Source organism: Streptomyces lichenis (assembly GCF_023218175.1).
GTDB classification, from domain to species: domain Bacteria; phylum Actinomycetota; class Actinomycetes; order Streptomycetales; family Streptomycetaceae; genus Streptomyces; species Streptomyces lichenis.
This window is the reverse complement of record NZ_JALPTH010000033.1, coordinates 65,391-85,472: the sequence shown is the minus strand read 5'-3', so window position 1 is coordinate 85,472 and position 20,082 is coordinate 65,391. Positions and strand designations below refer to the sequence as shown.

Here is a 20,082-nt window from a genome sequence, read left to right as displayed (position 1 = left end):
CGGCGGGTGCCCCCCGCAGCCCCGCCCCCCCCGTCCCGCCGTGACTGGTGGCGGTCGGCCGTCATCTACCAGGTGTACCCGCGCAGCTTCGCCGACGGCGACGGCGACGGCACCGGGGACCTCGCGGGGGTACGGGCCCGGCTGCCGTACCTCGCCGAACTCGGCGTGGACGCCGTCTGGTTCACCCCCTGGTACCTCTCCCCGCTCGCCGACGGCGGCTACGACGTGGCCGACTACCGCACCATCGACCCGGCCTTCGGCACCCTGGCGGAGGCCGAGGCGCTCATCGCCGACGCCCGCGAACTGGGCATCCGCACCCTGGTGGACATCGTCCCCAACCATGTCTCCGACCAGCACCCCTGGTTCCGGGCCTCGCTCGCCGCCGGACCCGGCAGCCCCGAGCGCAAGCTCTTCCACTTCCGCCCCGGCCGCGGCGCCCACGGTGAACTCCCGCCCAACGACTGGCCCTCCCAGTTCGCCGGGCGGACCTGGACCCGGGTCGAGGACGGCGAGTGGTACCTGCACCTGTTCACCCCGCAGCAGCCCGACCTCAACTGGGCCCATCCGGCGGTACGGGAGGAGCACGAGGACGTCCTGCGGTTCTGGTTCGAGCGGGGCGTGGCCGGGGTGCGCATCGACTCCGCCGCACTGCCCGCCAAGGACCCGGAGCTGCCCGACTTCACCGAGGGGCGCGACCCCCACCCGTACGTGGACCGCGACGAGCTGCACGAGATCTACCGCTCCTGGCGTGCCGTCGCCGACGCCTACGGCGGGGTGTTCGTCGGCGAGGTGTGGCTGCCGGACGCCGAACGCTTCGCCCGCTATCTGCGCCCCGACGAGCTGCACACCGCCTTCAACTTCACCTTCCTGGCCTGCCCCTGGGAGCCGGTCCGGCTGCGCGCCGCCATCGACGACACCCTCGCCGAGCACGCCCCGGTGGGCGCCCCCGCCACCTGGGTGCTGTGCAACCACGACGTGACCCGCACGGTCACCCGCTACGGCCGGGCCGACACCGGGTTCGACTTCGCCACCAAGGCCTTCGGCACCCCCACCGACCTGGCGCTGGGCACCCGCCGGGCCCGGGCCGCCGCCCTGCTCACCCTCGCCCTGCCCGGCTCGGTCTACCTCTACCAGGGCGAGGAGCTGGGCCTGCCCGAGGCGGACATCCCGCCCGAGCGCGTCCAGGACCCGATGCACTTCCGCTCCGGCGGCACCGACCCGGGACGGGACGGCTGCCGGGTCCCGCTGCCGTGGACGGCCGGCGCCCCGTACGCCGGCTTCGGCTCCCGTACCGAGCCCTGGCTGCCGCAGCCCGAGGGCTGGGACGGCTATGCCGCCGACCGACAGGCCGCCGACCCGGACTCGATGCTCGGCCTCTACCGCACCGCGCTGGCGCTGCGCCGCGCCGAGCCCGCCCTCGGCGACGGCCCGCTGACCTGGCTGCCCGGCCCCGCGGGCCTGCTCGCCTTCCGCCGCACGGTGGCCGGCGGCGGTGGCGCCGACCTGGTCTGCGCCGTCAACCCGGGCCCCGGGCCCGTACCGCTCCCGCCGCACAGCGCCGTCCTCCTCGCCAGCGGCCCGCTCGCCGCCGACGGCCGGCTGCCCTCGGACACCGCGGTCTGGCTGCGCGGCTGAACCGCCCCCCGGGCGGCGGTCGCGGGGCGGCGACCGCCCCGCACCGATGACTTCCGGGCGCCCCCGGGGTCAGATCAGTGTGGAGACCACCGAACCGTACGTGCTGCGGCTGCCCGCGACCGTCGGGCCCGGTGACGTGCCCGGGCTCTGTGCCGGGCTCGCCGCCCTGATGGACCGCGCCGACCCGGGGTCTTTGCTGGTGTGCGACGCCGGAGGGCTCGCCCGCCCCACCCTGGCGGCGGTGGAGGCGCTGGCCCGGCTGCGGCTGACCGCGCTCCGGCGGGGCAGGGCGCTCACCGTACGGGGCGCGGGCGCCGAGCTGCGGGCGCTGCTCGCCCTCACCGGACTCGCCGCCCTGCTCGGACCCCCGGGCCCGGACGGCGAACCGGGTACGGAATTCGGGCCGCCCGGCAACTGAACCGCCCCGCGCACGCGTCGTCTTCTGCGCCCGGCCCTTGGGCCCCTCGTCGTTCGGCCGTCTTTCGGAAAGGCTCGCGCGGTCCGGCGGCCGGGGTGGAACCATCGGGGGACGCACGGGGCGCACAGGAACGCAGGGGAACGCTCGGGAACGCGACGACGGGGGAGGGGCCATGAGCCGTGCGCTGCGCGGGGGATTGCTCGCACTGCTGGCGGTGGTGCTGGTGGGGCTGGGGCTCTGGTACGCCTCGTACTACACGACCATCGTGGTGTGGGAGGTGCGCAAGCTGCTGCCCTGGCTGGCGGTGCCGCTGGTGGCCACCGGGCTGGTCGCCCTGCCGTGGTTGATACAGCAGCTGCGGGACGGATCGAGCAGCGGCGGCTCCGACGCGGCGGCGGCCTTCGGCTGCCTGGGCGTCGTGGTGGGGCTGGGGGTCGCGGTCGGCTGGTTCGTGTACGGGGACTACCTCCAGGACCGGGAGTATCTGGAGGGGATGCGGGTGGTGGCCGAGCCGGTGCCCGGGATGGCGGCGCGCGCCCCGTACCTGGCCGGAAAGGCGCAGGCCGCGCCGCATCTCGGCGATGTCACCGGCGAGATAGCCGACACCACCTATCTGCCCGACTCCGACCGGTTCGCCACCCTGGTGGAGCGGCCCGGCTGGCTGACCGGGTACGAGGTGGGGCTGGTGCAGGAGGTGCCGCTCGGCGGCAAGAGCCGGACCCAGCAGCGCTGCCGCTTCGACGTGGACACCGCGGACGCCCGGATCGGCGGCTGGTTCACCCACAACCTCGGGCGCAAGATCTCCGCCGAGCGGCGCTGGGCGCGGTTCGAGGCCGACGACGCCTATGTGTACTGCGAGGGCGAGAAGCCGATCCTGGTCGTCCCGCTCAAGCGCCAGACCGGGCTGCTGGTGGTGACCGAGCGCCCCGCCGGGGTGGCCCTCTACGACGGGCGGAGCGGGAAGCTGACCGTCACCGACGACACCGCCTCGGTGCCCGGCCCGACCTATCCGCTGAGCCTGGCCGCCCGGCAGCGGGAGGCGACCGAGGCGGTGGGCAGCTTCGGCGACTGGTGGTTCGAGCGCAGCGGCTGGGACGAGTCCGAGGACGGCGCCAACGAGGGCAACGAGGCGGACTTCGCCCTGCGCCGACGGGACGACCCGGACCGCAGCGCCTATGTCACCCCGCTGACCCCGCAGGGCGAGGCCAGCTCGGTGGTCGCCGTCTCGACGGTGCCGACCCGGCACCGGGGCGGCTCGCTCGCCCCGCTGACCGTGCACCGGCTCGACCCCACCTGGTCCTCGCCGGACGCGCTGGTCGCGCTCATCAAGACCGAGTACCGGGACGTGTGCTGCTACAACGGCGACGCCGTCTTCGAGGTCGTGCCCACCGGGGGCAGCACCTGGACGGCGACCCTCGGCAACGCGCAGAACATCCGCTACCGGGTGGAGGGCCGGGGCCAGGCCGGCGGCCGTGAGGCGACCTGTCTGAAGACCGCCGAGGGGGCACTGATCCGCTGCGCCCACGCGGTGCCCGGCTCGCCCGAGGAGAAGGAGCTGAAGCGCCGGGCGGCCGAGGAGGCGAAGAAGAAGGAGCAGGGGCAGCCGGGTACGGGGACGGGCGGGCCCGGGGCGAAACCGGGGGAGATCGGCGACCTCGGCGACTACAGCGCCGAGCAGCTGGCCGAACTGCACCGCCGGGTGAGCGAGGAGGTCACCCGCCGCCTCAAGAAGGGGTAGCGGGGCCGTCGTTCGGGGGCGTCTCCGGCACCCAGCGCAGGACGTCCCCGGGCTGGCACTCCAGTACGCGGCAGATCGCGTCGAGCGTGGTGAACCGCACCGCCTTCGCCCGGCCGTTCTTCAGCACCGCGATGTTGGCGGGCGTGATGCCGACCGCCTCGGCGAACTCGCCCACCGACATCCGGCGCCGGGCGAGCTGCACATCGAGGTCGACGATGATCGGCATCAGACGACCCCGGCCATCTCGGTCCGCAGCTCGGTCGCCTTGCGCAGCAGGCCCTTCATCACGACCACCAGCATGGTGAAGGCCGCCCCCACCCCGGCGCACCCCGTGGCGGCGAACAGCGCCCCCAGCACGTCCATCCCGTCACCGGGGGAGGGGATCTCGGCCACCGCGAGATGCGCCGCCGCCCCGGCCGCCAGCACCGTCGCCACCAGCGCGGAGCCGATGATCACATCCACCCAGCGGAAGGCCCGCGAGGTGAAGATGGCGTCCCGCTCGACCATGGTGAGCAGCGCCCAGGTGGCGACCAGCGCGACCTGGACGCAGAGCACCCCGAGGATCGCCACCGCCGTGTAGGGCACGGCCAACGGGGCGTACGGCGGGAAGCGGTCCACCTCGTCGGCCGCCGTCGCCGGGAGGACCACCAGCTGGCCGAAGAGCCCGGCCGACAGCGCCACGCAGATGCCCGCCCGCAGGGCGGCGATGAACAACCGGTGCATCCATCGATCATCGATGGGAATCGATCGAAAATCAATAGCACCCGGCTCTACGGCCGCTGCTCAGCCCTCCAGCCGCTCCGGCAGGTCGAACAGCGGGAACCAGCGCTTGACGTCCAGGAAGGAGGTGATCCCGGAGACCTTGCCGTCCACGATCTCGATCACCATCAGCGCCCACGGGGTGAAGCCGCCCGCCGGGTCCGGGTGGTAGTGCGCGAACGCCGGGGTGCCGTTGGCGACCACCGGGACCAGCCGGGAGCCCCGGCACACCTCGCCCACCCCGAGCATCCAGCCCACGATGTCGTCGTGGCCGCGCAGCCAGAGGTCGTACGGCGGCATGGAGAGCGTGGCGTCCTCGTGCAGCAGCGCGGTCAGCGCCGTCATGTCGTACCCCTCGAAGGCGGCGACATACCGGTCCAGCAGCTGCCGCTGCTCCTCGTCGAGCGGATCGGCGAGCGCGGTGTCGGCCGGGGCGGACTCCGCCAGCGAGGCGCGGGCCCGCTGCAGCGCGCTGTTGACCGAGGCCACCGAGGTGGACAGCAGCTCGGCCACCTCACTGGCCTTCCACGCCAGCACCTCGCGCAGGATCAGCACCGCCCGCTGCTTGGGCGGCAGGTGCTGGAGCGCGGCCATGAACGCCAGCCGCACCGACTCCCGGGCCACCGCCGTCTCCGCCGGGTCGGCGGCCTGCGGCAGCACCCGGCCGTCCGGCGCCGGCTCCAGCCAGGTCACCTCGTCCCGCTCCTGGAGCCGGGCCTGCGCGACCGGGGTGGAGTCGGTCAGGTCCATCGGCCGGGCGCGCTTGTTCCCCGCGTTCAGCGCGTCCAGGCAGACGTTGGTCGCGATCCGGTACAGCCAGGACCGCAGACTGGATCTCCCCTCGAACCGGTCCAGGCTGCGCCAGGCCCGGACCATGGTGTCCTGCACCGCGTCCTCCGCCTCGAAGGCCGAGCCGAGCATCCGGTAGCAGTAGCCGGTCAGCTCGGTGCGGTAGTCCTCCAGCCGGGATTCCAGATCCTCCCGGGCCACAGCAACATCACTCATCACGCCACCCCAGTCGTGGAGATGCCTACCTTTCGGAAACTACCGGACCCCACTGACAACGGCCCCCGGAGCGGCCCCGGGCCCCGTGTACCGGGATCGGCGGGTCGGCCCTGGCGGCGCTGTGACCACCGTCACCCTGTTTTCTCGTGCACCGTGTCGACCGGACGCGGCCCCAGGGGCGTATGCCCGGTGAAGCAAGAGATCCGGGAGTGGCTGTTGACCGTCGAGGAGTTCGAAGAGTTCTACGCCCAGACGGTCGCACGTCTGACAGGGCAGCTGTACGTGATGCTCGGCGACCTGCACGAGGCGCAGGACGTGGTGGCGGAGGCGTACGTCAAGGGGTGGACCCGGCGGGCGCAGCTGGACCGCGAGGGGCAGCCCGAGGCGTGGATCCGCACGGTCGCCTGGCGGCTCGCGGTGAGCCGCTGGCGGTTCCGCCGGCGCAGCGCCGAGGCGTGGCGGCGCGGCACGCCGCCCCCCGCCCATGTGGAGGCCCCCGGCCCGGAGCACCTGGTGCTGGTGGACGCACTGCGCGGGCTGCCCGCCCAGCAGCGGCGCAGCCTCACCCTGCACTACCTGTGCGACCTCACCGTGGAGCAGGTCGCCGTCGAGACCGGGCTGTCGGCCAGCACCGTCAAGACGCACCTGGTCCGCGGGCGGGCCGCGCTCGCCGACCGTCTGCACGATCCCCGTATCGAGGAGGCCCCTGATGTCTGAACCGAGAGATCCGCTGCGGTCGCTGTTCCGGCAGGCGGCGGACTTCGGGCAGGACCGGGCCGAGCCGGTGCCCGCCGCCCGGATCGCTGAACGCGGACGGCGGGCGCACCGGCGCCGGGTCGCCGCGCTGGCGGTGACCGCCTGCCTGGCCGTCGCGGGCGGCGGCGCGGCGGCGGCGAACCTGCTGCCGGACCGGCCCGGCCCCACCATCCCGGCCGTCACCCCCTCCCCCCGTACCTCACCGGCCGAGTTGCCCGAGCGGACCGCCCCGCCGACCCCGTCCAGCACCCCGACGAGCCGGTCGACGGAGGGCGCCTCCACCGCCCCGACGACCGGTGAGCCCTCCGGCGGCGACCCCACCGGTCCGCCGCCGTCCCCCGGCGGCACCCCCTCCACCACCCGGCCGCCGGACCGCCCCGGTTCCACCGAGACCGAGGGTGAGACCGAGGGCGAGGGCGGGAACGGGGCCGGGGCCGGGACCGGGGGCGGCGATCCGGAGACCTCCGCCCCGCCCGCGACCTCCACCACCGAGGCGCCCTGACCCATGCCGCCCCACTCCACCACCACCCGCCCCGCCGCCGCCGAGAAAGCCGCAAGCACCGCAAGCACCAGCACCGGCCTCCCCGCCCCAACCCCCGCCGCAAGCCCCCGGAACGGGATCGCGCAGACCGTCCGTCCGCCCCGGGCCGGGACCGCGCAAGCCGACCGGCCGCCCCGCACCGGAAGCACCGCCCCTGCCCACAAGAAAGCCGTAATCCCCCGCGCCACCCGCCTCCGCTCCCGGCTCACCGCGCCGCTCGCCCGGCTGGACCCCGGGGACCGGGAGGTGCTCTGGCTGTATCTGCTGACCCGGCTGGCCCTGGCGATCACCGCCTACGGGGCGCGGTGGCTGTTTCCCGCCGACCGCGACGCCCATGACCCCGGCCCGCTGCTCGCCCCGTTCGAGCGCTGGGACTGGGGCTTCTACCAGCGAATAGCCCGCGAGGGCTACTTCCCGGGCACCACCGGGCCCTGGACGGAGGGCTGGGACCACCGCGAGGCCTTTCTCCCCGGCTTCCCCTCCGCGCTGCGCCTGGCGCACACCGTCGTCCCGGACTGGGCGGCGGCCGGGCTGCTGGTCTCCTTCGCCGCCGGGGCGGTGGCCGTGGTGGCGCTGGGCCGGATCGCCCGGGTGTGCCTGCCCGGGACGGGTACGGCCGGGGGCCGGCGTACCGTGCTGTTCTTCCTGCTCTCCCCGTGCGCGGTGTTCCTGGCGGCCGGCTACACCGAGGCGCTCTTCCTCGCCCTGGCGCTGCCCGCCTGGCTCGCCGCGCTGCGCCGGGCCTGGCCGCTCGCCGCGGTCCTCACCGCCCTGGCCACCACCGTGCGGGCCAGCGGGCTCTTCCTGGCGGCCGCGCTGGTCACCCACTTCGCGCTCAGCGCGTACCGCTCGGACCGGCCCGAGGACCGCCGGGCCGTCTGGCGGCAGGCGCCCTGGCCGGCCCTGTGCGCGCTGCCCCCGGCCGCGTACAGCGCGTACCTGTTCACGTACACCGGTGACTGGATGGCCTGGAAGCACGCCCAGGAGCGCGGCTGGTACCGGACCTTCCACTGGCCCTGGGAGTCCTGGGCACACACCTGGGACTCGGCCTTCGGCCGGCTGCACACCACCGGCTACGCGGTGATGTTCCAGACCGAGCTGGCGGCCATGGCGGCCGGGCTGCTGTTGCTCGGCGCGCTGCTGTGGTGGCGCCGCTGGCCGGAGGCCGTCTACCTCGCGCTGACCCTGTGGGCGCTGGGCACCTCGTACTGGTACCTGTCGGTGCCCCGCTCCACCCTGCTCTGGTGGCCGCTGTGGATCGCCCTGGCCGCGCTCAGCCTGCGCCGGCCGCGGTTCACCACCGCGTATCTCTGCCTCGCCGTCCCAATCTCCACCGCCGTGGCCCTCACCTTCCTCACCGGACGATGGGCCGGCTGACCTCCGACCCCGCCGCGCCGCCGGGTACGCGACGGGGCCCGGGCCTCCGTGGAGGAGACCCGGGCCCCGTCGGGCGTGGCGGGATCAGGTGCCCGGCTTGCGCCCGTACACGAACACGTCGTCGCCGTTCCTCAGCAGACCCCAGTACTTCTTGGCGTCGGCGCGGGTCATGTTGACGCAGCCGCCGGAGCCCGGCGGGTTCCACATCGACTTGTCGACGGCGTGGAACGCCTGGCCGCCGTCGAAGAACTGGGCGTGCGGCATCCAGACCTTGTACAGCGTCGACCAGTGGTTGGCGCTGCGGTAGTAGATCTTGTTCGCCCCGGTACGGGTCGGCGTGGCCTTCTTGCCGGTGCGGACCGGGACCGGCCCGTACACCAGCTTCTTGCCGTCCTGCACCCAGGACAGCTGCCGGGTGAGGTCGACGCAGGCGATCCGGCCCTTGTTGGTCGGGCACTTGCCGGCGGCGTTCGGCTTCTTCCCGGCGGCCTTCTGCTGGTTGATCGTGTTCATCGTCTGCCAGGTCAGCGGCCCGGCGTAGCCGATGGTCGGCGTGATGCCGTGCTTCTTCTGGAAGGCCTGGATCGCCTTGCAGTCGCCGGACGACTGCCTGCCGTCGGCCGTGCGGCCCAGGAACTTCTCGACCTGCTTCTGGTACGGCCCGGTCGACGTCGTACAGGACGCCGCCTGGGCGGGTACGGCGCCGAGCGCCACCGTCAGTGGTACGACCATTCCGGCCACCGCCAGTGCGGCCCCCGTGCGCCTGCGTATCGCGGCCACGTCCGTCCCCCCTCCGAGGTTGTGTTGCCTTGGGTGCTGCGCCCCCCCGGACGGTGGCTGCCCCGGACGGGGCGCCGCCATACCCGCGGGACGCTGCTATGCCCTTAGGACGCTCGGAGCGCCGGTCCGGTTGTATGTTTCCCGGCCCATTTCGCGGCCGGTCTCCCGATCGCGCTCACGGGCCTCGGCCTTGAGTTCGACGCGGGCGCGGTGGGTGCCGTACAGGGTGACCGAGACCACCCCGAGGACGGCGACCAGGCCCAGCAGCACGGTGCCCGCCCAGCCGCCGGAGTGGAAGGCGACCGCGCCGAGCGTGCCGCCCGCGCTGGAGCCCAGGTAGTAGGCGGACTGGTAGAGCGCGGAGGCCTGGGCGCGCCCGGTGGTGGCGGTGCGGCTCACACTGGAGGAGGCGACCGCGTGCCCGGCGAAGAACCCGGCGGTGATCAGCACCAGCCCGGCCAGCACCCCGCTCAGCGTCTCGGCGAGCGAGAGCAGCAGCCCGGCCGTGGTGGTGGCCACCGCCAGGTACAGCGCGCCGCGCCGCCCGAGGCGGGCCACCAGCTTCCCGGCCACCGCCGAGGAGGCGGTGCCCACCAGGTAGATCAGGAAGATCGAGCCGATGACGCCCTGGGGGAGCGAGAACGGCTCCTCGACCAGCCGGTAGCCGATCACCGTGTAGACCGCGCCGAACACGGTCATGAACAGGGCGCCGATCGCGTACAGCCGCAGCAGCAGCGGATCGGCCAGGTGCCCCTTCACGGTGCGGGCCAGCGCCGCCGGGTTGAGGGTGCCCGGGGTGAAGTGCCGGGCCTTCGGCAGCAGCAGCCGGAACGCCACCGCACACACCGCGGCCATCAGCCCGACCGCGGCCAAGCCGACCCGCCAGCCGCCCAGTTGGGCCGCCCAGCCGGTGACCACCCGTCCGCTCATCCCGCCGATGGAGTTGCCCGCGACGAACAGCCCGATCGCGGCGATGAGCGCCTTGGGCCGGACCTCCTCCGCCAGATACGCCATCGCGGAGGCCGGCACCCCGGCGAGCGCGGCGCCCTGCACGGCGCGCAGCGCCACCATGCTCTCGATGGACGGCGCGAACGGCACCAGCAGGCCGACCGCCACCGCGACCGCGAGCGAGCCGGTCATCATCGCCCGGCGGCCGAACCGCTCGGACAGCGCGCTCAGCGGCAGCACGCACAGCGCGAGCGCGCCGGTGGCCGCGGAGACGGTCCAGCTGGCGGCGGACGCGGTCACGCCGTAGGCGGCGGAGACATCCGGCAGCAGGGCCTGGGTGGAGTAGAGGAGGGCGAAGACGGCGAGGCCGGCGGCGAACAGCGCCAGATTCGTACGGCGGTAGCCGGGTCGTCCGGGGGCAAGGCGGGTGTCGGCGTCCACCGGTGCGACGGTGGACGCCTGGGTACTTGCGGAAGGCATGGTTCGACGGTATGCACCGCACCTTCATGCGTCCAATGCACGAAACTGCTGTAATCGTTCCCATGGCGCATGACTACAGCTCACCGGCGTGGCTGTCACCGGACGGTAACGAAGAAGACATGGGGCTGCTGCTCGCCCCGAGGCTCGCCTACTTCGCCGCGGTGGCCCGGCACGAGCATGTCACCCGCGCCGCGCAGGATCTCGGAGTGCCCCAGTCCACGCTCTCCCGGGCCATCGTCCGGCTGGAGTCCGACCTGGGCGTCAGCCTGTTCGCCCGGCGCGGCCGCACCGTCGCCCTCACCCCGGCCGGCCGCTCCTTCCTCACCGCCGCCGAACGCGCGCTCGCCGAGGTCGGCCGGGCCGCCGACACCGTACGCGCCGACGCCGACCCGGCCGCCGGGCGGGTCGCCTTCGGTTTTCTGCACACCATGGGCTCGGAGACCGTCCCCGGACTGATCCGCGCCTTCCGCGTCGATCACCCCAAGGTCCGCTTCACCCTGGTCCAGAACTACGGCGAGGCCATGATCGAACGGCTCCGCGCCGGCGACCTGGACCTCTGCCTCACCTCCCCGGTGCCCGACGCCCCCGACCTGGTCACCCGCCGCCTCGACGAGCAGCGGCTGAGGCTGGTCGTCCCCGACGACCACCGGCTGGCCCGCCGCAAGCGGGTCCGCCTCGCCGAGGCCGCCGAGGAGGCCTTCGTCACCCTGGAACCGGGCTACGGGCTGCGCCGGATCACCGACGCCCTGTGCGCCGAGGCCGGGTTCGCCCCGCGCGTCGCCTTCGAGGGCGAGGAGGCCGAGACCCTGCGCGGCCTGGTCGCCGCCGGCCTCGGCGTCGCCCTGCTGCCGCCGCCCGCCGTGCCCCGCCCCGGCGTGGTCGAGCTCACCGTCACCGCGCCCCGGGCGGCCCGGGAGATCGGCGTCGCCTGGCTGGACGGCCACCCCGACACCCCGCCGGTCGCCGCCTTCAAGCGGTTCCTGCTCTCCCGGCGCGGCCGGCTGCTGGGCGAGCACGGCATGCCGCAGCCGGCGGAGCCCGCCCCGGACGACCGGGTCACCGCCCCGGCTCCTCCTACTCCTCCTCCCGCCTGATCCACTCGCCGCCACCCAGCGGGTAGTGGTAGCTGGGGCGTCCGGCGCTGCCGCTGGTACGGAACGGGGTGCCGTCGTTGTCGATGTGCACGGTGCCCTGGCGGTCCCCGCTGGACCACTTCAGGGTGAGGTCCCAGCGGACGTCGTGCGCCCGGGTGTGCGCGGTGACGTAGAAGACCAGCGGATCGGACTCGGTCACGCTGAACGGGAAGCCGCGCTGGCCGTTCTTGGTGGTGGCGGTGGGGCTGCCGGCGTCCAGGTCCACGTCGAAGGAGGCGGACTCGACCTCGCCGCCGCAGCCCGAGCCCATGGCGTAGTCGTTCCAGGCGGGCGGGGCGCCCTTGGAGACCACCCGCACCTGGAGCGAGTCCAGCACGATGGTGTCCTTGCCGGAGCCCTGGAGGGTGACGGCGACGCGCTGCTCGTCCGAGGAGACCGCGCCGTAGGCGGCGGCCCAGCGCGGGGCGTCCTGCTCGGTGGGGGCGGGCGGGCCGACCTGCGACGGCTCGCTGTCCACCAGGAAGTGCTGGCTGCACGGACCCTCGTAGACGAACGGGCGGGTGGCGACGTTCACCGAGGTGCTGCCCTGCGGCTCGGCCTCGTTGCCGTCTCCGCCCTCGCCGTCCCCTGCACCGCTCCCGCCGTCCCCGCCGCCGACCGCCGCCGGCTTCGAGGCCCCGGCGGAGGGCTTGCCCTTCTCCGCGTCCCGGGAGGCGGAGGCGGAGGGCGAGGAGGACGGGGTCGCGGAGGGGGAGGCGGAGAGTGAGGGGGAGGGGCGCTTGCCGTCGGCCGGCCCGGTGGCGGCGCCGGAAGCCCCGGCCGGGCCCTGGGCGGTGCCCCGCGTGCCGCCGCCGGAGGACGGCAGGTTCACCGCCAGCACCACCGCCCCGAGCACGGCCGCCGCGGCCACGGCGGCGATGACGGCGGTACGGCGCCGGGTGGGGCGCAGAGCGGTGGACGGGCCGGGCCCGGCGACCACCGGCTCAGCGGCCTGCTCGCTCCCGCCGTCATGGACGGGCGCCGCTTCGGCCGCACCCGTCGCCGTACGCCCCGTATCCGCCGCCGCCGCTTCGGCCGTGCCGGTCGCCGTACGCCCCGCATCCGCTGCCGCCGCTTCGGCCGCGGCCGCGCCAACCGTCGTACCCTCCGCGCCCGTCGGCGGCGCCGTCCGTCCGCCGGCCCCTTCCCCTTCTCCCTCCGGCCTCGGCGGCCCGACCGTCTTACGGCCGCGCGCCGCGTCCGCGAGGATCCAGTGCCGGTGCAGCTCGACCAGCTCCGCGGGCGTGGCCCGGCACACCCGGGCCAGCCGCTCCACCGGTGCGTAGTCGGCCGGTGTGGCACTGCCGTTGCAGTAGCGGTGCAGCGTCGACGTGCTCATGTGCAGCCGCTTGGCGAGCGCCCCGTAGCTCAGCCCCGAGCGCTCCTTCAGCCCGCGCAGCAGCTCCGCGAACACCTCCGCGTCCCCGTCGGCCCCCGTCGATCCCGTGGCCCCAGACACCGCGTTCCCCTTCCCCGCACGACCCGGCACATCCCATTCGGGCGTTCCAGACCTCTTGTGTTTCCCCTGGTCAAAGCCCGTTTCGGCGTTCCAGCGTCCCCAACTGCCCGCTGTCCGTGGCGAGTGGGACGGATTGCCGGACAAGCTTCGGTCATCCAAGCACCACACCGACCGCAACACCGAAGGGCCTGACCCACATGTCGAACGCACGCACCTCCCGCAACCGCCTGCTGACCGCCGCCGCGGCCACCGCGATCGCCGCCCTCTCCCTCACCGCCTGCAACGACGGGACGGGCACCAAGGACCAGGGGATGTCACCGGTCGCCTCCTCCACCGCGCCCGGCGCGTCCGCCACCGCGCCCGCCGCCGCCCCCTCCGCCGCCAAGCCCGCCCCCGCCCCGGCCGCCTCCCACCAGTCCGCGGGCGGTACGTCCTCGGGCAAGGCCCCGGCGGCCACGCCCACCAGCACGGTGGCGGCCGGCGGTTCCGGCAAGGGCGGCAAGAAGGACGCCACCTGCGACGGCTCCAACACCAAGACGGTCGCGGCCCCGCTCAGCCGCCCCGTCAACCACATGCTGCTCACCGTCACCAACACCGGCAGCACCCGCTGCGACCTCTACTACTACCCGGCCCTGCGCTTCGGCGAGGCCCAGTCGGTGCCGCCGGTCATCGAGGACTCCAAGCCGCAGGCCGTGGTCTCCCTCAACCCGGGCGAGTCCGGCTACGCCTCGGTGAACCTGTCGGCCGCGGACGGCAGCGGCGGCAAGGGCCACACCGAGAAGTCCCTCACCGTCTACTTCATGGGCCGCACCCCGGACCAGAACCCCACCGCGGGCGCCACGCCGGCGCTGCCCGCCAAGGGCGTCTACATCGACGACTCCCTGAAGACCACCTACTGGCAGTCCTCGATGGAGGACGCCATCAGCTGGTGACGCGTCCTCAGCGGACCTGTCCCCGGTGGCTCCACCGCCGAAGGGCCCGTCCCCGGAAGGCTCACCCCCAGGGGGCGCACGCCCCTCACCGACGGCCTCGCCCCGCCCCCTCCCCGAAGCCCGCGGCCAGCGGCATCCGCAGACCCAGCGGGGGCGGGGCGGCCAGTGCGTCGGCGATCGGGCGGGCGAAGGGCCGGTCGAAGAGGGTGCCGAGCACGAAGTCGGCGGTGAGCGCGGCCACCTCGTCCCGGTGCCGGCGCAGCCGGTGGCCGTCGGTGTGCGCCTCGAACCGGCAGGTGTCCCGGTTGACCTTCTTGAGCCGCTCGCCCAGCCGGTACGAGCGCTCCGCGGCGTTGCGGGTGTCATAGGTGCCGTGGGCGATCAGCACCCGGCGCCCGATCAACTGCCGTACCGGCTCCGGTTCCCCGCCGCCCTGCCCGTCCACCGGGTCGGCCGGCTCGTCCGGCGGCAGCCAGGGGGCCAGCGCCACCACCGACACCACCGCCGGATGCCCCGCCGCCCGCAGCGCGGCCCGGCCGCCCATGCCGTGCCCGGCCAGCGCCAGCGGCACCCGCTCCCCGTACCGCCGCACCGCCTCCGAGGCGGCCCAGCGGGCGTCCTCCGCCAGGGCGGCGTCCGCCCCGTTCCAGCCGCGTCCCCGGTAGCGCACCACATGCGCCACCAGTCCGTGCGCCCTGCCCGCCCGGGCCAGCGCGCGGGCCAGCGGCAGCGCCGCCGTGTACGCCCGGGGGGAGGGCCCGCGCCCCGACTCCGGCTCGCCGTCCGGCAGGAGCAGCACCACGCCGCCCACCGCCGCCGGATCCCCCACCGCCCTGCCGAGCCGGGCCGCCCGGCCCGCCGTTCCTACGAGTGCGTGGTGTGCCATGGCAGCACGGTCCCAGAACCCGGCCGCTACGCCACCCGGGCGCGCGCCGACTGTTACGTATGACCCCGGGCCCGTCCCCCCGTACGGGTACGGACGACCGCCCCGTTGTCCCGTCCGTGCCGACACCTCCCGTTCTACGCGCGTAGGGGCTATGGTGCCGAGATGACGAGCCAGACGTTCCGCGTTCCCGCCCCGGACCAGATCCGCCGCGCGCCCAAGGTGCTGCTCCACGACCACCTCGACGGCGGGCTGCGGCCCGGCACCGTGGTGGAGCTCGCCCGCGACTGCGGCTACACCGCGCTGCCCGAGCAGGAGGCCGACAAGCTCGGCGTCTGGTTCCGGGAGGCCGCCGACTCCGGTTCGCTGGAGCGCTATCTGGAGACCTTCGCGCACACCTGCGCCGTGATGCAGACCCGCGAGGCACTGGTCCGGGTCGCCGCCGAGTGCGCCGAGGACCTGGCCGAGGACGGGGTGGTCTACGCGGAGGTGCGCTACGCCCCCGAGCAGCACCTGGAGGCCGGGCTCACCCTGGAGCAGGTGGTGGAGGCGGTGAACGAGGGCTTCCGGCTCGGCGAGCGGCGGGCCCGCGAGGCCGGCCACCGCATCCGGGTGGGCGCCCTGCTCACCGCCATGCGGCACGCCGCCCGCGCCCTGGAGATCGCCGAGCTCGCCAACCGCTACCGGGACGAGGGGGTCGCCGGCTTCGACATCGCGGGCGCCGAGGCCGGCTTCCCGCCCACCCGCCACCTGGACGCCTTCGAGTACCTGAAGCGGGAGAACAACCACTTCACCATCCACGCCGGTGAGGCGTTCGGGCTGCCGTCGATCTGGCAGGCCCTCCAGTGGTGCGGCGCGGACCGCCTCGGCCACGGCGTCCGCATCATCGACGACATCCAGGTCGACGACGACGGCACCGTCACCCTGGGCCGACTGGCCGCCTACGTACGCGACAAGCGCATCCCGCTGGAGCTGTGCCCGACCTCCAACCTCCAGACCGGGGCCGCCTCCTCCTACGCCGAGCACCCCATCGGGCTGCTGCGCACCCTGCACTTCCGGGCCACCGTCAACACCGACAACCGGCTGATGTCGGGCACCAGCATGAGCCGGGAATTCGAGCTGCTGACCGAGGCGTTCGGCTACACGCTCGACGACATGCAGTGGTTCACGGTCAATGCGATGAAATCAGCATTCATTCCTTTCGATGAACGCTTGGCCATGATCAATGACGTCATCAAGCCCGGTTACGCCGAGCTGAAGTCCGAATGGCTGTTCCGGCAGACCGCCGGGACCAGCGACAACGCCCGGGACCGCGGCTGAGGGGCGGCTCGGCGGGGCATCGGAGATCCGGGAGAACCGGTTCGTTTCGGTGTTTGCGGGAAGCCGGGCGGGCTGACTAGGTTTCAGGCCGCTCATCCCTCCCTGAGTTCCCCGAAACACCCTGAGGACGAATCCCGATGAAGCAGTCCGCCGTGAAGACCGTCGGCGTCGCCGCCCTCGGCGCCGCTTTCGCCGCCACCGCCGCCGGCACCGCCGCCGCGAACCCGATGGCCGCCGCGCTGCCCGCCGGCACCGCCCTGACCGCCGCCACCTCCACCGCGCTCCCGATCGCCACCGCCGCCGTCCAGCAGGCCCCGGGCAGCGCCGTCGAGTCCCTGGGCACCACCCAGGGCCTGCTCGGCGCCGTGACCGAGAACGCCTCGCTCCAGGGCCTGCCGCTGGACCCGTCCACCGCCACCGGGCTGCTCGGCGGCCTGCCGGTCGGCGGCAGCCTGCCCGCCCTCGGCGGCTGATCGCGGCCTGCCCGCCCGTACGCCGACGGGGCGCCCACCGTGTGCTGGTGGGCGCCCCGTCGGCGTACTTCCGGCTCCGGCCCCTACCAGGCCCCGGCGGCCTTCTTCTCGTCCGGCAGCAGCAGCCAGAGCGCTATGTAGAGCAGGAACTGCGGCCCCGGCAGCAGACAGGACACCACGAAGATCACGCGCATCGTGCTCGCGGAGGTGCCGAAGCGCCGTGCCAGCGCCGCGCACACTCCGCCGATCATGCGTCCGTCACGAGGGCGGGCAAGTGCGGCCATGGTGGGCTCCTTCGCGAGTAGAGGGTGAGCCGTCCACCGGCTCTCCGTACCTCCATAGTGACCGCCCGACCTGGTGCAAAACGTCAAACTACGGGGCGATCCCGACCCTGGGAATCCTCGGGGTCGCACCCTGAGGGACCTCCTCCCGGGCCACCCCGCCCCCACCCCGGCCACCCGGACGGGGACCGGACCCACCCCGTACCGCGCCCGCGGGCCGCTCCAGCCGGCGCCGCAGCCGCCCCCGCCAGGTGGGCACCACGGCCAGATGCGCCAGCGCCACCCCGGCCATGGCGAGCAGTACGGCGTCCACGTCCACCACCCGCCCCGGCACCACGGTCTGGAGCAGTTCGATCCCCATCGACACCAGGCCGCCCGCCAGCACGGTCCGGGCCAGCGAGGCCCAGGCCCCGGCCTCCAGCCGGCCGCTCGCCAGCGGCAGCAGCACCCCCAGCGGTGCCAGCAGCGCCAGCCCGCCGCCGATCCGGCGCGCCGCCTCCAGCGGACCGGCCGACAGCGCGGCCCGGATCCCGGCCAGCGGCTCCAGGTTCGGCGCCATCACCCAGGGCAGGTCCAGCGGGCGGAGCGTCAGCCAGCCGACGAGCGTGAGATGGGCGAGGAGGAGGGCGAAGCCCGCCGCGCGGAAGGGGATGACGGCGCTGCCGCCCGAACCATGACGCTGCACGCCCCCCAAGACGTGCCCGGCGGCAGGATCGGTTCCGCATCGCTCCCCGGGGACTCCGAGACACAGGTCTCAGGGCGTACCGGTCGCGCCCGGCTCCTTGCCGCCGGCCTCTGGGGAGCCCGAATCGGCCGGACCCGGGGGCGAGCCCGGAGCGCCCGGCCCCGTACCGCCGCCCGCCGCCGGGGACCGGGTCGGCACCGGGGACTCCGGGCGCTCCTTCTGGCCCGCCGGGCAGACGTACCGCCGTACCGGGTAGTCGCCGGGACCGCCCAGCACCACCGTGCCGTCCCCGGCCGCCACCCCGTTCTCCGCGTAGGTGCACACCAGCTGGGACAGCGCGGTGGCCGGCAGGTCCTCCGGCTGGCGGCTCAGCCGCAGCACCTCCGCCGGGTCGCCCGGCCGGCCGGCCGACACCGCGAGCGGCGGCTCGACATGGCTGGCGAACCCGGCCTCCCGCTCCTGCTCCGAGGGGCGGGCCAGCAACTGGTTCAGCAGCGCACGGGCCGTCGCCGACCGCGCCTCGCCCGCCGGGCGGCCGGACGGCGAGGGCACCGCGCGCTCCACCGCCTCCAGCGCGGAGGCGCACACCAGATACACCCGCACCGGCACCGCGGGCCCGGCGCTGGTCGTCGGCGCGGGCGCCTCCGAGGCGTCCTGGCCGGACAGGGTGCACGGCAGCCGGGAGGGCGCCGCGCCCGCGTCCACCGGCACCGAGGTGGTCCGGATGCCGCACCCCGCGGTCACCGCGCCCAGCACCAGCAGACCGGCCAGCGCCCACCCCTTCCGCGCCCCGCGCCCCCCGGCACCCCGCCCCCGCAGCCGCGCCACGGCGCCCCGTACTCCCCGTACCGCCCGTTCCCGTACCGCCCGTTCCCGTACCGCCCGGTCCCGCATGCGTGCCACCGTCCGCCACCCGCCCCGTACCGCCCGCTCACCCACGGCCGCCACCGTCCTCACCGGCGTCCACTCCCTGCTCGTCCCCGTCCCCACCGGTCCGGGAGGCGTCCACGGGTAGCCGCAGCTCGAAGACCGCGCCGTCGCCGTCCGGGGAGTTGCGGGCGGAGATGGAACCGCCGTGGATCAGCGCGTTCTCCATCGCGATCGACAGCCCGAGCCCGGAGCCCTCGCTGCGCGGCCGGGACGCGCTCGCCTTGTAGAACCGGTCGAAGACATGCGGCAGCACCTCCTCCGGGATGCCCGGACCGTGGTCCCGCACCTCGATCCGCAGCTCCTCGCCCGCCGTACGCGCCTCACCGGCCGTGCGCACCGACACCCGCACCGGCGAACCGCCGTGCTTCAGCGCGTTGCCGATCAGATTGGCCAGGATCACATCAAGCCGCCGAGGGTCCAGCCGCGCGGTGATCCCGCGCTCGGCGTCCAGCTCCACCGCGTCCAGCCAGGCCCGGGCGTCGACACAGGCCGTCACCTGGTCGGCGACATCCACCTCGTCCAGCACCAGCCGGGCGGTGCCCGCGTCGAAGCGGGTGACCTCCATCAGGTTCTCCACCAGCGTGTTCAGCCGCCGGGTCTCGCTCACCACCAGCGCCACCGCCGGGGCGATCATCGGATCGAGACCGTCCTGCTCCTCCTCCAGCACCTCGGTCACCGCGGTCAGCGCCGTCATCGGGGTGCGCAGCTCATGCGACATGTCGGCGACGAACCGGCGGCTGGACTCCTCCCGGGAGCTCATGTCGGCGACCCTCTTCTGCAGGCTCTCCGCCGCCGCGTTGAACGTCCGCGACAGCTCGGCCAGTTCGTCGGTGCCCGACACCCGCAGCCGGGTGTCCAGCTCGCCCTCGCCCAGCCGCCGGGCCGCCTCGCCGAGCCGGTGCACCGGCTTGAGCACCGTGGTCGCCGCCGCCTGCGCCAGCAGCGCCGAACCGATCAGCGCCAGCAGGGTGGCGATCCCCAGCGACCAGCCCAGCGAGTTGAGGTCCTGCCGCTCGGCCTCCAGCGAGGCCGACATGTAGCCGGTCGGCCCACCGCCGTCCACCCGCGCCCCGCCCACCAGATAGGGCGTCCCGCCGCGCTCGGTGCGCTGCCAGAACAGGTGGTACGGGTAGGGGTTGCCGTCGCCGGTGCCCTGCCGCCGCTCCACCGCCTCGCGCAGCTCCGCCGGGACGTCGTCCATGGTGAAGCGGTCCGGGTCGGAGGCGCCCACGATCGGCTTGCCGCCGTCCCGCTCGCCCAGCAGCACCACCCCGTAGCCCACCGCGCTGCTGGACGACATCTGCTCGGCGGCCCGCTGGAGTTCCACCTCGGTGGGCCGCAGCGGCAGCGCCGCCGCCCGGTCCTGCATCTCCTGCCGGAAGTCGTTGAGCGCCGAGTCCTGGGTGCGGGTCAGCACCGCCTCCCGGTTCAGCCAGTACGCGATGCCGGAGGCCGACACCGCGGCGGTCAGCGCGACCAGCGCGAACACCACCACCAGCCGCATCCGCAGACTGGTCCAGCGCAGCCCCCCGCCCCCCGCCCTCATACC

At 74.5% G+C, this 20,082-nt stretch carries 21 protein-coding genes; 10 read left to right on the top strand and 11 right to left on the bottom strand.

All coding sequences use genetic code 11. The features are described from left to right. Positions 1-6: 6 nt before the first annotated feature. From M1O15_RS27215 to M1O15_RS27205, 3 genes are all read left to right on the top strand, one after another. Positions 7-1,635: a glycoside hydrolase family 13 protein gene (locus tag M1O15_RS27215; RefSeq protein ID WP_248636846.1), complete on the top strand. Its 1,629-nt coding sequence runs from the start codon at positions 7-9 to the stop codon at positions 1,633-1,635. Positions 1,636-1,714: 79 nt separating this feature from the next. Then, on the top strand, positions 1,715-2,053 hold the full coding sequence (locus M1O15_RS27210) for an STAS domain-containing protein (RefSeq protein ID WP_308282408.1): 339 nt from the start codon (positions 1,715-1,717) through the stop codon (positions 2,051-2,053). Between the two features lie 172 nt (positions 2,054-2,225). Beyond that, complete coding sequence (locus tag M1O15_RS27205) at positions 2,226-3,791, top strand: hypothetical protein (RefSeq protein WP_248636835.1); 1,566 nt, start codon at positions 2,226-2,228, stop codon at positions 3,789-3,791. Here the strand turns inward: M1O15_RS27205 and M1O15_RS27200 are convergent. From M1O15_RS27200 to M1O15_RS27190, 3 genes are read right to left on the bottom strand one after another with little or no spacing between them, the layout of a single operon-like run. Continuing rightward, the gene (locus tag M1O15_RS27200; protein ID WP_248636834.1) at positions 3,778-4,017 is read right to left on the bottom strand and encodes a helix-turn-helix domain-containing protein; all 240 of its coding nucleotides are present in this window, start codon (positions 4,015-4,017) and stop codon (positions 3,778-3,780) included. The two genes, M1O15_RS27205 and M1O15_RS27200, sit on opposite strands and share 14 nt — an antisense overlap. Next, positions 4,017-4,514 (bottom strand): DUF2975 domain-containing protein, encoded by a 498-nt coding sequence (locus M1O15_RS27195; protein ID WP_248636833.1) that lies wholly within the window; start codon positions 4,512-4,514, stop codon positions 4,017-4,019. Before M1O15_RS27195 ends, M1O15_RS27200 begins: the two co-directional genes overlap by 1 nt. A gap of 60 nt (positions 4,515-4,574) precedes the next feature. Then, positions 4,575-5,555, bottom strand: a complete 981-nt coding sequence (locus tag M1O15_RS27190; protein WP_248636832.1) for a sigma-70 family RNA polymerase sigma factor — start codon at positions 5,553-5,555, stop codon at positions 4,575-4,577. 216 nt (positions 5,556-5,771) lie between these two features. Between M1O15_RS27190 and M1O15_RS27185 the strand changes: the two genes are divergently transcribed. The 3 genes from M1O15_RS27185 to M1O15_RS27175 all read left to right on the top strand — a co-directional run bounded on the left by M1O15_RS27185 (position 5,772) and on the right by M1O15_RS27175 (position 8,229). Further along, the gene (locus M1O15_RS27185; RefSeq protein WP_248636845.1) at positions 5,772-6,272 is read left to right on the top strand and encodes a SigE family RNA polymerase sigma factor; all 501 of its coding nucleotides are present in this window, start codon (positions 5,772-5,774) and stop codon (positions 6,270-6,272) included. After that, complete coding sequence (locus M1O15_RS27180) at positions 6,265-6,813, top strand: hypothetical protein (protein ID WP_248636831.1); 549 nt, start codon at positions 6,265-6,267, stop codon at positions 6,811-6,813. Before M1O15_RS27185 ends, M1O15_RS27180 begins: the two co-directional genes overlap by 8 nt. A gap of 285 nt (positions 6,814-7,098) precedes the next feature. Beyond that, a complete protein-coding gene (locus tag M1O15_RS27175) occupies positions 7,099-8,229 on the top strand; it encodes a mannosyltransferase family protein (protein WP_372499595.1) in 1,131 nt (376 codons plus the stop codon). An 84-nt stretch (positions 8,230-8,313) separates the two neighbouring features. On the opposite strand, the gene M1O15_RS27170 is transcribed toward M1O15_RS27175, so the two are convergent. Both M1O15_RS27170 and M1O15_RS27165 read right to left on the bottom strand, forming a co-directional pair. Then, complete coding sequence (locus M1O15_RS27170) at positions 8,314-8,961, bottom strand: L,D-transpeptidase family protein (RefSeq protein WP_248636830.1); 648 nt, start codon at positions 8,959-8,961, stop codon at positions 8,314-8,316. A 144-nt stretch (positions 8,962-9,105) separates the two neighbouring features. Beyond that, positions 9,106-10,437, bottom strand: coding sequence for an MFS transporter (locus tag M1O15_RS27165; protein WP_248636829.1), 1,332 nt, complete (start codon positions 10,435-10,437; stop codon positions 9,106-9,108). A 62-nt stretch (positions 10,438-10,499) separates the two neighbouring features. Between M1O15_RS27165 and M1O15_RS27160 the strand changes: the two genes are divergently transcribed. Continuing rightward, positions 10,500-11,531, top strand: coding sequence for a LysR family transcriptional regulator (locus tag M1O15_RS27160; protein WP_248636828.1), 1,032 nt, complete (start codon positions 10,500-10,502; stop codon positions 11,529-11,531). Here the strand turns inward: M1O15_RS27160 and M1O15_RS27155 are convergent. Then, the gene (locus M1O15_RS27155; RefSeq protein ID WP_248636827.1) at positions 11,512-13,029 is read right to left on the bottom strand and encodes a helix-turn-helix domain-containing protein; all 1,518 of its coding nucleotides are present in this window, start codon (positions 13,027-13,029) and stop codon (positions 11,512-11,514) included. The two genes, M1O15_RS27160 and M1O15_RS27155, sit on opposite strands and share 20 nt — an antisense overlap. Positions 13,030-13,226: 197 nt before the next feature. Between M1O15_RS27155 and M1O15_RS27150 the strand changes: the two genes are divergently transcribed. Continuing rightward, positions 13,227-13,961: a DUF4232 domain-containing protein gene (locus M1O15_RS27150; protein WP_248636826.1), complete on the top strand. Its 735-nt coding sequence runs from the start codon at positions 13,227-13,229 to the stop codon at positions 13,959-13,961. An 85-nt stretch (positions 13,962-14,046) separates the two neighbouring features. On the opposite strand, the gene M1O15_RS27145 is transcribed toward M1O15_RS27150, so the two are convergent. Beyond that, the gene (locus M1O15_RS27145; protein ID WP_248636825.1) at positions 14,047-14,847 is read right to left on the bottom strand and encodes an alpha/beta fold hydrolase; all 801 of its coding nucleotides are present in this window, start codon (positions 14,845-14,847) and stop codon (positions 14,047-14,049) included. Positions 14,848-15,009: 162 nt separating this feature from the next. Between M1O15_RS27145 and M1O15_RS27140 the strand changes: the two genes are divergently transcribed. Together M1O15_RS27140 and M1O15_RS27135 are read left to right on the top strand one after the other, a co-directional pair. Next, positions 15,010-16,164 carry an adenosine deaminase gene (locus M1O15_RS27140; protein ID WP_248636824.1) on the top strand — a complete coding sequence of 385 codons (1,155 nt, stop codon included), beginning with the start codon at positions 15,010-15,012 and terminating at the stop codon, positions 16,162-16,164. A gap of 137 nt (positions 16,165-16,301) precedes the next feature. Further along, entirely contained in the window at positions 16,302-16,637 is a 336-nt protein-coding gene (locus M1O15_RS27135) for an ATP-binding protein (protein ID WP_248636823.1), read from the top strand. Between the two features lie 83 nt (positions 16,638-16,720). On the opposite strand, the gene M1O15_RS27130 is transcribed toward M1O15_RS27135, so the two are convergent. From M1O15_RS27130 to M1O15_RS27115, 4 genes are all read right to left on the bottom strand, one after another. Beyond that, the gene (locus M1O15_RS27130) at positions 16,721-16,921 is read right to left on the bottom strand and encodes a PspC domain-containing protein (RefSeq protein WP_248636822.1); all 201 of its coding nucleotides are present in this window, start codon (positions 16,919-16,921) and stop codon (positions 16,721-16,723) included. An 88-nt stretch (positions 16,922-17,009) separates the two neighbouring features. Further along, positions 17,010-17,603: a VanZ family protein gene (locus M1O15_RS27125; protein WP_248636821.1), complete on the bottom strand. Its 594-nt coding sequence runs from the start codon at positions 17,601-17,603 to the stop codon at positions 17,010-17,012. 69 nt (positions 17,604-17,672) lie between these two features. Beyond that, positions 17,673-18,497: a hypothetical protein gene (locus M1O15_RS27120; protein WP_248636820.1), complete on the bottom strand. Its 825-nt coding sequence runs from the start codon at positions 18,495-18,497 to the stop codon at positions 17,673-17,675. Positions 18,498-18,534: 37 nt separating this feature from the next. Continuing rightward, positions 18,535-20,079, bottom strand: a complete 1,545-nt coding sequence (locus tag M1O15_RS27115) for an ATP-binding protein (protein ID WP_248636819.1) — start codon at positions 20,077-20,079, stop codon at positions 18,535-18,537. Between the last annotated feature and the right edge of the window lie 3 nt (positions 20,080-20,082).